We start from the raw sequence: 11,947 nt of genomic DNA on the forward strand, positions 1-11,947 counted from the left end.
ATCAAGTTAAAGGAGATACAAATTATGCCATATTTAAATGTTCGTTTAACCACCCCAGAATCAACCGTCACGGCCCAAAAGGTCGCCCACTTATTAACTAACTTAGTCGTCAACGTGCTCGGCAAACAACGCGAAGTTGCCGCCGTCGATGTGCAATTTGCTAATCCTGAGCACTGGTTCATTGGTGGCGAAACCGCGCCCACCCCGACGTTCTTCTTAGAAGTCAAAGTTACGAGCGGTACTAATACCCGTGACGAAAAAGCCGCCTTCATCAAACAAGCCTTTGCCGGTATGCGCGACCTACTCGGCGAAATCAGTCCGACTAGCTATATCGTCTTACAAGACGTCGCCCCGGATGATTGGGGCTTTGGTGGCCGGACACAAGGTTTCCGGTATGTCGACGCGTTACCAATAGATTAAGTTTTATTGTCACGCGAGTAAAGAAACGCTTGAAACATCACTCAAACAAAACTATCAACTACTTATACTTACCGCTTCCGGTCAGCAGTAATTCCAGTTGCCGTGGCGACCGGCTCGAGCCCGAAAGACACGGTCGCTCACCTCACGGCCACTGCCATTACTGCTGACCTCCAGCTAAACTGAATGATTTTAATTTTAAACACAACAAGTCCCGGCCACTATTTATGACCGGGACTTGTTGTGTTTTAGACGTGCCGTACAATTTAGTCATAATATCCGGCTGGCCGTCAACGTTCGAAGACTAATCTTAGTATGTTTTAGTTTTTCACTATTTTGATAGTCCCCGCGCTTTCACGGCTAATAACCTTAAATACCATGGTCGAATAAGGTTTGGTATAGTGCTAATTCCGTCGGCGTATTCCGACTACTCATAAACTTAACGGTTCGTTCAGGATTAGCTGAACGTAATAAGTGTTGATTGGCTAATTGATGACTCAAATTATGCGCAATACCGTCATAGCCCGTATACACCGCCACCGGATGATCAAAATACGCCTTAATTTGCGATTCAATAAAGGGATAATGGGTACAGCCGAGTACTAACCCATCCACCGCTGACAAATCAACTTGCGAAAGTAATTCGGTCAAGCGGTTCTCAATCTGCGGTAAACCGGCATGTCCAAGCTCAACGAGGTCCGCTAAGCCGGCACACGGTAATGATTGAATTTCGACCGTTCCTTGATACTTAGCCACCTGTGCTTGATATTTGGGCAAACTGATAGTTAACGGCGTGGCCATCACCAAAATATGCTGTTTACCGGCATCGACCGCTTGCTTTAAAGCAGGTTCAATCCCAATAATTGGTAACGTTGGATAGGCCGCCACCAGCTGTGGTTTGGCCGCACTAGTGGCCGTGTTGCAGGCAATCACTACTGCTTTGACCGCCTGCAATTGTAACGTATCAATGACTTGACTGGCCAAATCACAAACCACATCGGCCGTCTTTTCACCGTATGGCGCATTTTCAGAATCACCATAAAAGATGAAATCTTCATTTGGTAAGGCTTTCGCCAACGTTTGTAAGGTACTAATCCCGCCAACGCCTGAATCAAAAACACCAATTGGTGCATTTACTTTTTCCATAACTTATCCCTCATGTCTCTTAACGTCACTATTTAGCTAGTTGGGCGCGTAATTTTGCATTGTTGCTTGTCAGTAAAGCCGTCATTTTGGCCTTATCAGCACCTAAATACGCATCAGTCTGGGCGCCAAATTTTTGCAAGCAGGCATTCGCGGTTTGCAAAAATGACGCACTGGCCGGGCCTAAATCTACGGTGGTGGCCCGACCAGCACTAGCGAGTACGACTAACTGATGCTGTGACAACGTCTTGACCATCCGGGAGACCGTGGAACGCTCGTAACCTAACGTCGTGGCAATTTCCATAATCGTAGCCGGATGGTGATCTTCTAACGCCATCATAATATAAGCATACGCTGGTTTGAAGCCCGTGGGGGCAAAAGTTTGGTTAGCGACCTGCTCAATCGACCGCAAATACCTTGCGGCCGTAAAGTAAGCACAAGTATGATAAAAATGATGTTCCGTCATAAAAATCCTCCTAAAAAGTCGTTTTGATCATCGTGGCAATCACCGCCGCGTGAGTTTCTAACGCAAAATGACCGCTATCCACTAATTCGACAGTCGCATTGGCATCATCTTTTTTGAAGGCTTCTGCGCCGGGATAAATGAAGGATGGGTCATTTTTACCCCAAACTGCCAATAACCGTGGTTGATATTGCCGCAAGTAAGCTTGAAATTCGGGATACAATTTAATGTTATTTTGATAATCATAAATTAAATCTAGTTGGCGTTCGGCATAATCTTCACCGTGCGTATAAGCGATGTCTAACATATAGCCATCCGGCGAAACCGTGCCCGGGCGCGTACCATACGTATACTGTCCTTTAATGGTGGCTGGGGCAAAAGCACTGCGGTACGTATCGCGCTTTGCGGCCGTGGGGTGATCCCAGAAATCTTGGCGACTGGCCCACTTCGACCCTAAACCAGCTTGATAAATATTCCCATTTTGACTAATGATGCCGCTGATCCAATCTGGATGAGCGACGGCAATGCGAAAACCAATCGGGGCACCGTAGTCAAAGACATACATGTAAAATTTAGTTAATTGCAATTGTTGTAACCACGCGGTCATGACATTGGTTAAATTGTCGAACGTATAGTCAAATTCCGTATGTTCGGGCGCACTCGATTGGCCAAAACCTGGGTAATCAGGGGCAATCACGTGGAAACGGTCACTTAGTAACGGCATCAAATCCCGAAACATGTGACTAGCAGACGGAAAGCCGTGGAATAAAACTAAGGTTGGCAAACTGGGGTCCCCGGCCTCACGGTAAAAAATATTCAATCCTTGTACTTTAACATTTTGATAAGTGGTCATTTTTAAGACTTCTTTCTTGTTTTTTATATCGTGTACATACACTATAAACCGTAAATAAATAAAAAACAAGGCTAACAATCAATTTTCATTTAAAAATCATTTACCGCCGCTGCTGGCAACAATGTAATTTCGCGACCATGGACCGCAATTAACGCATCTTGTTCGAGTAACTTAAATTGCCGACTTAAGGTTTCCGGCGTGACCCCTAAATAACTGGCAAGTTCTTTCTTCTTAACCGGTAATTCAAAGTGTGTTTGTTGGTTTTCCTGGCTAACTTGTTGTAAATATGTAAGTAAACGTTGTTTGGAACCCAGGTTACTGGTCAGCGCACTCATCGACTCGAGCGCCGTCAAGCGATCACCTAACACATTTAACAAGTTTAATGCCAAGGTGGGCATTTGTTGGAGTAGGCCTTGAAAATCGTGACTACTAATGGAGCAAATACGGGTGTCTTCCACCGTTTCCGCATAATTAAAATGCGGTCGTTGGGCAAATAGCGCCGCTTCACTGTCAATGGCACCCGGACGCAACATATAGAGAATCTTTTCTTTGCCATTTTCATTAAGCTGATAAACTTTGACGCGCCCTTGGTCGATAATCATCATGCGGTTCAACATCGTTGTTGGGGCATACAACACCGTCCCCTTGGGTACTAATTGTTGATGGACGGAAATTTTGGTCAACGCGGTAATGTCGTCGTCACTTAAGCCTTGAAAGATTGATGCGGATTGGACACATTTAAATGCGGAATGAGACATATTATTTTTCCTTTCTTGACATATATCAATTTTTTTAGTTATTGGCTAGTATACACTAAGTATCGTTAAAAGAAATCAAAACAAATCCGGAGGTTTTAATTATGAAAATCTATCACGCAAGTATTGTGCCATTAAATGCAGCCATTATCGGTTCAGCTGCTCACGGTTCGGCGCTATTCGTCGTCAATGGTGACCAACTAACCGTTAATATTGAAATGTTCGATACCCCGGCCAATCAACAACATTGGGAACATTTCCACGGTTTTCCCGATGGTCGGCCAGCTGCAATTGCCACCGCGGCGCAAGATACGAACCACGACGGCTTTGTTGATCTACCCGAAACCGAACCCGTTTCGGGGACAACGATGGTGCCATTCAATGACACCCCGGAAACGATGGATATTCCCAATGACGCTTATCCAGTTGCGGATGCCAACGGTTACTTTGCCTATACCAAAGTCGTCCCGTTACAACAATTGGATGCTGAATTCAAAAAGGCGTTCAATGACAGCGAACTAGAACTCGACAAGCGCGTCATTTATATTCACGGGGTTGCTAGCAGCTTGCAATTACCAACAACGGTCGCCGGTGAAGTCGCCAATTACGATGCCCATGTGACCTTACCGATTGCGGTCGGTAAAATCACGAGCGTCGAAGTACACTAATTTAGGAGGAATTTTAAAATGCCATTAATGAAAATTGATATGTTACAAGGTCGTTCTGAAACTGAAATCAAACAAATCTTAGATGTGTCTTACGAAATTATGTTAGACGCGTTTGATGCGCCCGTCGGTGACCGCTACCAAATCGTCACCCAACATGCGCCTTACGAAATGCAAATTTTGGACACCGGCTTAGGGATTGAACGGACGGATAAAGTGCTAATTTTCAGCTTAGTCACCCGTCCCCGGACCGAACCACAAAAACAAGCGTTTTATAAGAACTTGGTCACGGCACTTCATGATAAGTTAGGGATTGCCGCAACCGATGTAATGATTAACTTAACCGTTAACAGTGATGCTGACTGGAGCTTTGGCAACGGTGAAGCCCAATTCTTAACCGGTAAACTATCATAAGCTAGTCGCCATAAAAATAAGCTAAACTTAATGGGCACCTGATGATTTCAACTTCATCAGGTGCCCATTTTTAAGCTAATCTATTTCATCGTACTAACTATGATTCCGCTTTAGCGGGCGTTAATAACGGTAGATCTAAGCGCGTCAAATCGGCATAACTTTCCCGTTGGACGACGAGTTGACTCTTACCATCTTCACAAAAAACGACGGCGGGGCGCGGATTACGGTTATAATTGCTGGCCATCGAATAGCCGTAAGCACCAGTATCTAAGACGGCTAACACATCGCCCGGTTGCGTTGCCGGTAACTGCTGATTCCAGATCAACATATCACCCGACTCGCAATATTTGCCGGCTAATGAGACGACCTGTTCACTAGGTAGCGACGGATTTTTGGCTAAGACTGCTTCATACTTAGCATCGTACAAGGCCGGGCGAATATTGTCACCCATGCCACCATCAACGGCCAAATACTTACGAATTCCAGGAATATCCTTAGAAGCGCCGAGGGTATAAAGCGTCATACCGGCCGTTGCCACTAAGGACCGCCCGGGTTCAATCCAAATTTCTAACATGGGCACGTTTAGCGCTTTAGTTTGCGCGATGGTTTCTTTTAAAATCGCATCGACAAATTCGGTCGGTTTTAACGGTTGGTCTTCCGACGTATATTTCACCCCAAAACCGCCACCAACATTCATGATTTGGGGATAAAAATCGAGTTCCTGTTGCCACTTGGCAAACACGGTAATCAGCTTATCCACGATCATTTTAAAACCGTCGAGTTCAAAGATTTGTGACCCAATGTGACAGTGGATGCCGACTAAGTCTAAGTACGGCGCCGCTTGAGCTTGCTTAACCGCGGTGTCGGCCTGCCCACTGTTCAAATCAAAGCCAAACTTGGAATCTTCTTGCCCGGTCGAAATATATTCGTGGGTATGTGCTGAAATACCGGGGGCAATTCGCAACATAATGGTGGTCTTTTGTTCGCGTTCCGTCGTTAATTTCGTTAATAATTGCAATTCATAAAAGTTATCGACCATGATGCAGCCCACGCCACTGTCTAACGCCATTGTTAATTCATCTAGTGACTTATTGTTACCGTGAAACGACAAGTGATCCATTGGAAAACCGGCTTGTTTCGCCGTATACATTTCCCCGCCAGAGACCACGTCACAGTGAATGCCGGCCTGAGCAGCTAATTGGTACATCGCCACTGCGGCAAATGCTTTACTAGCGTAACTAATTTGATAAGCCACGTGATTTCGTTCAAAAACTTCTTTAAAGGCTGCAATTTCATCACGAATCGCGCCCGTATCATAGACATATAATGGTGTTTGATATTGTTCCGCCAATGCGAGCGTGTCGACGCCCCCGACGGTTAAATGATGCTCAGCGTTTAAGTCCGCTGCCGTAATTTGTTCGTTCACAATCCAACCTCACTTTTTAATGAAAACTGCCGGTTTCAAAAAACCGGCCCAAAATCATGGCCGGTCGTCGCAACGCTAGTTTTCTTCGTCGCTCTTCAAAACACCGCCAACACTGTAACGGTTCTTTTGCATTTCACTTAAAATCACGTGAACATGTTCAGCGGGTGCGCCAGTGTTTTTGCTAACGGCATCGGTAACATCTTTCACGAGTTGCTTTAATTGTTCTTGTGAACGACCGGCAACTAAATCAATGTGTACGATTGGCATGGTTGTCACTCCTTAACCTTTATTAGAATCTAATCATAACCTAATTTTTCATTTTTGCAAACTTTGACGTTGGGCCGCCTGTTGTCGTTCATTCATAAACAGGCCACTCGTATCCACCGTATTTAAAATATCTACAAAAGCATGGTCGTCGTGTGCACTGACGGCCCCTTGTAAAGCGTACAGTTCATAGCGACTCAAGACGACCAATAACGTCGCATTGGGATGACCACGATAAGCACCTTTAGAATCGATAATCGTCACGCCCCGTAAAATGGCGGCCTGAATCGCCGCACTCACTGCCGTCGGTTCTGTTGTAATAATAATGGCCGTTAATTTTTGATGACGGGTATGAATCAAGTCAACGAGGCGCGTCGACGCATAAATCGAAATAATCGTGAATAACGCATTTTCCCAACTAAATAAAATCCCAGATAACATAATAATCGCAAAGTTGGTAATAAACATTAAACTACCGACCGTGCGCCCAGTCACCCGTTCTAAGACGAGTACGATAATATCAAAACCGCCCGTTGAAAAGCCGTAGCGCATCGTGATGCCAATACTAATCCCCGTCAGAATACCGCCAAACAAGGCCCCCAATAAGGGATTATGCGCTAAATCGACACTCGGAACGATGACCGCGGCCATTGAAGTTAAAAAGGCCGTCGCAAAACTCATAATGGTGAAACGATGCCCGAGCTTAAACCAGCCTAACACCGCAATCGGAATATTGAAGATTAAAATATAATACCCGGTGTTAATTTGCAATCCCAACGGTTTCCCCGCTGAATATAATAATTGCGCAATCCCATTGACCCCGCCGCTAAACGTATCCGCCGGAATCAAAAATTCATTCAATGCAATCGCGGCGATGACCGCCGATGCTAAGATAACGGCAAATTGCCACAGTAGTTCTAACCGTGGATTTTTAAGATGTGACATACGACTGACCCTCTTTTTCCGGATTCTTTTGCCCTCATTATAGCGAAAAATGGCGCATTAAGCATCGGTTACCACCGGAAAAATATTTGCCCCCGCACAAGTGGCGTTTCATGCTAAAATGAAGTCAATTGAACCCATAGAAAGAAGGAACCATATGCAAACGCATCAGTTTAATCCATATTCCGCTTGCACGAGTATTTTAATTGGTAAAAATGCCACCGCGGATGGCTCGACAATGATTGGTCGTAATGAAGACTCGCGGGCTGCTTGGGCGAAGAAGTTTGTCATTCATCCCCACGCCGAATTCGACGCGGCCCCAACCTTCACCTCCCAAGATGCTGAGCATCCGTTCAAGATGACGTTACCAAAAATCCGTGCGAAGTACTCCGCGACTCCGGAATGGACGCCGAAGTACGGTTTGTTTGAAGAAGATGGCATTAATGAGTACGGCGTCGCCATGAGTGCGACTGAAAGTGCTTATTGCAACGCTCGCGTCTTAGCAGCGGATCCGTACGTGGTTGACGGCATCGGTGAAGAAGCTATGGTCACGGTGACCTTACCATACATCCACTCGGCACGTGAAGGGGTTGAACGGCTCGGTCAAATCGTTGAAGAACACGGGACTTATGAAACGAACGGTATCTTGTTTAGCGATGCTGAAGAAGTTTGGTACATGGAAACTGGCGCCGGCCATTATTGGGTCGCTCAACGCATTCCTGACGATGCTTACGCCGTAGTCGCTAATCAATTAGCCATTCAAGAAATCGACTTGGCCGACCACGATAATTATTTATACGCCAAAGGAATTCGTGATTTTGTTGTCGACAACCAACTCGCCTCGATGGCTAACGGTTTGAACTTCCGCGAAGTCTTTGGCACGGCCGACATTTCAGACCAACACTACAACACCCCGCGTGTTTGGTATGGGCAACAATACTTCACGCCGGAAGTTGAACAAGATCCTGAATCGTTTAACTTACCTTTTATTCAACGCGCCAATCGCTTGATTCACATTGATGAAGCGCAACATTATTTGGCTTCACACTACGAAGGCACGCCGTTTGATCCCGTTGGCAATGGCACTAAAACTGCTAAGCATCTATACCGACCAATCAGTTTGGCAAAAACGCAAGAATCACACGTCTTACAAATCCGTCCTGATTTGCCGGCAACCACTAGTGGCATTCACTGGCTGGCCATGGGCGTCGCGGCGGAAAGTGTCTATGTGCCGTTCTTTGCGGGTGCCAGCACGACCCCGGCGGCCTACCAAGTCGCCACTGAAAAGTACGACAGCCAATCAGCCTATTGGGTCTATAAACTCGTCGGTGTCTTAGTCGATGCACACTATCATGCGTTACATGGCAAATTAGGCGATACTCAAAAGGAATTGGCGATTCAGTTAGGCCACCAACTCATTCAAACCGACCGCCAAGTGGTCGATTTAGCGGGCGACGAACTAGTAGCGGCTTTAGATGCGGCTAACGAAGCTGCAGCTAATACCGCTTTAACAACCATGCGCACCTTAACGGCCGAGTTGATTACCACCAGTACGGATATGTCACCATTAAATTACAATACTGATTTAAACTTATAAATTTTTGACTGCGACGATGTTAGTCGCAGTTTTTTTGTTTGGATACTAAACTACTGAAACTTTGGGCCAACCATTCCTCCAAAAAGCGCCTATCGTAGGCTTGAATCAATTATTGGGAGGCGGCCGGCATGGAACGACTAGATGTGATTTGGTTGGCACTATTAGCTTTGAGTGGCGTCATCGTATTCAGTAGTTTGTTGTTTTTAATCCACTGGTTGGGCGGTTCAACATGGCGCACTTGGCGGCTAATCGTGGCGAGCTTAGGGCTCGGTTTAGCATTAGCTAGTGAAATCATCTTAGATCATCACCCGACAATTTCAACGAGTTTTCGACGGCGCATCCATCTCACCGACTTAGGTGCCGCAATTTTAGTCGGTGGCTTGTTTTGTTTGTAAAGTATGCGTTTGCGACTTTCAATCGGCTATCGCGTTCAAAAGCGTGTATCTTCTCTTTGACAGCCAAAACTGTCGCGGAGGTGTCATCATGCTACTACAACTTGATTTAGTCACGAAAGCTATTATTAGCACTTGTTTCTTAGAAATTGTCGCCGCGCTAGCGCACTGGTCAGGCTTGGCCGCGGGGCATGGCGCCGCCATCGTCATTGCCATTATCGGGGTCGTCGTTTTAGGACTCGTCGGCATTAACGTCATGCGGATGGCACACCAACCCCGTATCACCCAGGTTGTGCGCCAACAGATGCGCTGGCTCAACTTAATTGCAATTTTTATTGTTATTTTCGCACAATGGTAACAACTTGATTAAAATACGCCACTGACAACGTCAGTGACGTATTTTTTATTTTCGTTAAAACCACTTCACAACCTTATCACCACGGCGTTTTCCAGATTTCAATCATCCCTCATATAAAAAATCTCAAAAAAATAAAATGAAGTCACCAGTTTCCACGTATCTTCTATATAGTGGCACCCGTCACAACTAAATAATATGGGGGATCAAAAAATGAAGTCAGTTAAAACGGTCATCATAACCGTCATTATGGGGCTATTAAGTGTCGTATTAGTGGCATGTAGCAACCACACCACCGCAACTAAAACGACGAGTGCGACCACCACGAGTAAGGCCCAGGCTAGCAGTGACCAGGATGACGATGACGAAAAAAATGAGAGCAGCCAAACGGATGATGATGGCGCTGAAGCCGGTCACAGTCGTGCAACGACTGCCAGTGCGGATAGTGCTACCAATAGCGCTGACGACACCAGCCAGGCCGCAAGTAGTTCCTCAGTTTCTGAAGCTTCGTCAAGTGCCGTTACCACTAATAGTGCTAGTGCTGAGACTGCGACTAGCCAAGCCAAAGTTACCAGTACTGCGGAACCTAAAGCATCCAGTCAGTCGGCACTACCAGCTGCAACGCCCGCGACAAAAATACCGGCATCGTCAGTAACCCGACCTAACACGCCGCATCCAACACGACCGGCTCAATCCACGGTCAATGGCATTCCGGCCGGTAAAGTGTCCACGGCTGGTGACAGTCGCATTTGGGGTGACCGGCACCGCATGATTTATTACACACCGGCCCAGAATTACCGCGGCTACCGACCACGTAATGCAGTCCCATTTGATAGTGAAGCCGCGGCTCAGCAAGCCGGCTATCATAAAGCACCCCGCCGTGAAGTTCACTAATTAACTGTCAGTTACGCTACGAGGAGGAATTGTTTATGAAACGGACTTTTGTTTGGTTAGCTATTTTAATGGTCGGATTAACAACTTTAGCAGCTTGCAGTAGTGGCACTGCGACTGATACATCGGCAGAAGCATCATCGTCATCAACAGCTAGCACGATCTCAACCGCAAGCGCCAAGTCACTAGCCAGCTCGAGTACGACAGTATCCAGCAGTGCGAACAGCTCAAGTGCGTCCCAAGTTAAGGCTTCATCCCAGGAACCAGTTCCAACAGCTAGCTCGGCCGTCACCACGGACGCCAGATCGTCTTCGACAAAACCAGCCGCGGTTAAATCACCAAAACCCAAAACAACCAAAGCTAGTTCAGCGGTGACGGTAGCCACCACAGATGGTGATGCTGCCAGTGGTCCAGTAGTTGGTAATAGTAAAACTAAGATTTACCACCTACCCGGTCAACGCAATTATCACATTAACTCAAAGTATGCCGTTCAATTTGCCAACGAAGCGCTAGCCAAACAAGCCGGCTATCGCCCGGCTTTGAAATAACTCACATTTTTAGGAGAACATAATGAAATTACGACGCACCATCAGTTTAATGACAAGCTTAGGCTTATTAGGCACGTTGTTGACTGCCTGCAACTTTGGTCTCACTGACCCGGTCCAAGTCTCACCAACGACATCATCAAGTCAGATTGAGCACGCTGAATCTGATAACGAAAATCTCAATGACGATACGGAAGATAGTACCGATAATGATGCTACCGAAGATCCGTTTGCCGACGACCCTGATTTTCAAGATGACGACGATTCCGCTACGCCACCAGAACGGCACACTAGTTTACCGGCTGAACCAGAATAAGGTCTGATTAAAGGCTAAGTATTGTGTTTTTTTAGACTATATTAAAAGGAGTATATAAATCATGAAAGTATCAAATTCACCAGATTTATCTAACGAACCAAAAGTAGTAACACTAAAGGAAACGATTAATGAATTGGGCAGTGTTATCAACACTGAAAATATACACAATCCCAAAAAACTATTAAAGCTATCCAAGAAAATTGATAGACTATATTTCTCAATAGAAAATCCAAATCAACGAAAAATAGCACGCAACGAATCTCTTAAGTTACTTTCTCATATCGATATTGGTACCCTTCAAGATGCTAGTCTGGCAATTGATTCATCGGAATATACTTCACAGATAAGTATAGTTGCTTTAGTTATCAGTATACTTTCAATTGTAAGATCAGTTTATCCTCAAAACTGGTTTCTACTCATTCTAATTTTCCCAATTGTATACATTTTGGGTATTCTTTTGGTAGATTGCAAATTTAATCCGAATTTTTGGACAAATTGTTCAGCATAAC

At 45.6% G+C, this 11,947-nt stretch carries 17 protein-coding genes; 10 read left to right on the forward strand and 7 right to left on the reverse strand.

All coding sequences use genetic code 11. The annotated features are described in order from the left end of the window. The first annotated feature begins 24 nt into the window (after window positions 1-24). Window positions 25-420, forward strand: coding sequence for a tautomerase family protein (locus DY78_RS07245; RefSeq protein WP_024626170.1), 396 nt, complete (start codon window positions 25-27; stop codon window positions 418-420). Window positions 421-786: 366 nt separating this feature from the next. On the opposite strand, the gene murI is transcribed toward DY78_RS07245, so the two are convergent. From murI to DY78_RS07265, 4 genes are all read right to left on the reverse strand, one after another. Beyond that, window positions 787-1,563, reverse strand: coding sequence for a glutamate racemase (murI, locus tag DY78_RS07250; RefSeq protein ID WP_024626171.1), 777 nt, complete (start codon window positions 1,561-1,563; stop codon window positions 787-789). 28 nt (window positions 1,564-1,591) lie between these two features. Beyond that, a complete protein-coding gene (locus DY78_RS07255; protein WP_024626172.1) occupies window positions 1,592-2,026 on the reverse strand; it encodes a MarR family winged helix-turn-helix transcriptional regulator in 435 nt (144 codons plus the stop codon). 10 nt (window positions 2,027-2,036) lie between these two features. After that, complete coding sequence (locus DY78_RS07260) at window positions 2,037-2,876, reverse strand: alpha/beta fold hydrolase (protein WP_024626173.1); 840 nt, start codon at window positions 2,874-2,876, stop codon at window positions 2,037-2,039. An 89-nt stretch (window positions 2,877-2,965) separates the two neighbouring features. Next, on the reverse strand, window positions 2,966-3,634 hold the full coding sequence (locus DY78_RS07265; RefSeq protein ID WP_024626174.1) for a Crp/Fnr family transcriptional regulator: 669 nt from the start codon (window positions 3,632-3,634) through the stop codon (window positions 2,966-2,968). A 98-nt stretch (window positions 3,635-3,732) separates the two neighbouring features. Between DY78_RS07265 and DY78_RS07270 the strand changes: the two genes are divergently transcribed. Then, the gene (locus DY78_RS07270; protein WP_024626175.1) at window positions 3,733-4,299 is read left to right on the forward strand and encodes a hypothetical protein; all 567 of its coding nucleotides are present in this window, start codon (window positions 3,733-3,735) and stop codon (window positions 4,297-4,299) included. Window positions 4,300-4,317: 18 nt separating this feature from the next. After that, window positions 4,318-4,710 (forward strand): tautomerase family protein, encoded by a 393-nt coding sequence (locus tag DY78_RS07275; protein WP_024626176.1) that lies wholly within the window; start codon window positions 4,318-4,320, stop codon window positions 4,708-4,710. A 97-nt stretch (window positions 4,711-4,807) separates the two neighbouring features. On the opposite strand, the gene lysA is transcribed toward DY78_RS07275, so the two are convergent. From lysA to DY78_RS07290, 3 genes are all read right to left on the reverse strand, one after another. Next, window positions 4,808-6,136, reverse strand: a complete 1,329-nt coding sequence (gene lysA, locus DY78_RS07280; protein ID WP_024626177.1) for a diaminopimelate decarboxylase — start codon at window positions 6,134-6,136, stop codon at window positions 4,808-4,810. Between the two features lie 75 nt (window positions 6,137-6,211). Then, entirely contained in the window at window positions 6,212-6,403 is a 192-nt protein-coding gene (locus DY78_RS07285) for a 2-hydroxymuconate tautomerase (RefSeq protein WP_024626178.1), read from the reverse strand. A gap of 48 nt (window positions 6,404-6,451) precedes the next feature. Then, window positions 6,452-7,345, reverse strand: a complete 894-nt coding sequence (locus tag DY78_RS07290; protein WP_024626179.1) for a YitT family protein — start codon at window positions 7,343-7,345, stop codon at window positions 6,452-6,454. A gap of 154 nt (window positions 7,346-7,499) precedes the next feature. Here DY78_RS07290 and DY78_RS07295 point away from each other — a divergent pair, with 154 nt between their 5' ends. The 7 genes from DY78_RS07295 to DY78_RS07325 all read left to right on the forward strand — a co-directional run bounded on the left by DY78_RS07295 (window position 7,500) and on the right by DY78_RS07325 (window position 11,946). Beyond that, window positions 7,500-8,939 (forward strand): C69 family dipeptidase, encoded by a 1,440-nt coding sequence (locus DY78_RS07295; protein ID WP_024626180.1) that lies wholly within the window; start codon window positions 7,500-7,502, stop codon window positions 8,937-8,939. 128 nt (window positions 8,940-9,067) lie between these two features. After that, complete coding sequence (locus DY78_RS07300) at window positions 9,068-9,334, forward strand: hypothetical protein (RefSeq protein ID WP_024626181.1); 267 nt, start codon at window positions 9,068-9,070, stop codon at window positions 9,332-9,334. 88 nt (window positions 9,335-9,422) lie between these two features. After that, window positions 9,423-9,689, forward strand: a complete 267-nt coding sequence (locus DY78_RS07305; RefSeq protein WP_024626182.1) for a hypothetical protein — start codon at window positions 9,423-9,425, stop codon at window positions 9,687-9,689. Window positions 9,690-9,899: 210 nt separating this feature from the next. After that, entirely contained in the window at window positions 9,900-10,580 is a 681-nt protein-coding gene (locus tag DY78_RS07310; protein WP_024626183.1) for a superantigen-like protein SSL4, read from the forward strand. Between the two features lie 35 nt (window positions 10,581-10,615). Then, window positions 10,616-11,125 carry a sunset domain-containing protein gene (locus DY78_RS07315; RefSeq protein ID WP_024626184.1) on the forward strand — a complete coding sequence of 170 codons (510 nt, stop codon included), beginning with the start codon at window positions 10,616-10,618 and terminating at the stop codon, window positions 11,123-11,125. A gap of 22 nt (window positions 11,126-11,147) precedes the next feature. Further along, entirely contained in the window at window positions 11,148-11,438 is a 291-nt protein-coding gene (locus DY78_RS07320) for a hypothetical protein (RefSeq protein ID WP_024626185.1), read from the forward strand. A gap of 61 nt (window positions 11,439-11,499) precedes the next feature. Continuing rightward, the gene (locus DY78_RS07325) at window positions 11,500-11,946 is read left to right on the forward strand and encodes a hypothetical protein (RefSeq protein WP_056993511.1); all 447 of its coding nucleotides are present in this window, start codon (window positions 11,500-11,502) and stop codon (window positions 11,944-11,946) included. Window position 11,947: the final 1 nt, after the last annotated feature.

Source organism: Lactiplantibacillus fabifermentans DSM 21115 (assembly GCF_000498955.2).
GTDB lineage: Bacteria > Bacillota > Bacilli > Lactobacillales > Lactobacillaceae > Lactiplantibacillus > Lactiplantibacillus fabifermentans.

Bases quoted from the DNA above. Each gene is read 5' to 3' on its own strand.
- DY78_RS07320 (WP_024626185.1), top strand. From the start codon at position 11,148: ATGAAATTACGACGCACCATCAGTTTAATGACAAGCTTAGGCTTATTA.
- DY78_RS07260 (WP_024626173.1), bottom strand. From the start codon at position 2,876: ATGACCACTTATCAAAATGTTAAAGTACAAGGATTGAATATTTTTTAC.
- DY78_RS07265 (WP_024626174.1), bottom strand. From the start codon at position 3,634: ATGTCTCATTCCGCATTTAAATGTGTCCAATCCGCATCAATCTTTCAA.
- DY78_RS07255 (WP_024626172.1), bottom strand. From the start codon at position 2,026: ATGACGGAACATCATTTTTATCATACTTGTGCTTACTTTACGGCCGCA.
- DY78_RS07315 (WP_024626184.1), top strand. From the start codon at position 10,616: ATGAAACGGACTTTTGTTTGGTTAGCTATTTTAATGGTCGGATTAACA.
- DY78_RS07290 (WP_024626179.1), bottom strand. From the start codon at position 7,345: ATGTCACATCTTAAAAATCCACGGTTAGAACTACTGTGGCAATTTGCC.
- DY78_RS07295 (WP_024626180.1), top strand. From the start codon at position 7,500: ATGCAAACGCATCAGTTTAATCCATATTCCGCTTGCACGAGTATTTTA.
- DY78_RS07310 (WP_024626183.1), top strand. From the start codon at position 9,900: ATGAAGTCAGTTAAAACGGTCATCATAACCGTCATTATGGGGCTATTA.
- DY78_RS07325 (WP_056993511.1), top strand. From the start codon at position 11,500: ATGAAAGTATCAAATTCACCAGATTTATCTAACGAACCAAAAGTAGTA.
- DY78_RS07285 (WP_024626178.1), bottom strand. From the start codon at position 6,403: ATGCCAATCGTACACATTGATTTAGTTGCCGGTCGTTCACAAGAACAA.
- DY78_RS07300 (WP_024626181.1), top strand. From the start codon at position 9,068: ATGGAACGACTAGATGTGATTTGGTTGGCACTATTAGCTTTGAGTGGC.
- DY78_RS07275 (WP_024626176.1), top strand. From the start codon at position 4,318: ATGCCATTAATGAAAATTGATATGTTACAAGGTCGTTCTGAAACTGAA.
- DY78_RS07305 (WP_024626182.1), top strand. From the start codon at position 9,423: ATGCTACTACAACTTGATTTAGTCACGAAAGCTATTATTAGCACTTGT.
- murI (WP_024626171.1), bottom strand. From the start codon at position 1,563: ATGGAAAAAGTAAATGCACCAATTGGTGTTTTTGATTCAGGCGTTGGC.
- DY78_RS07245 (WP_024626170.1), top strand. From the start codon at position 25: ATGCCATATTTAAATGTTCGTTTAACCACCCCAGAATCAACCGTCACG.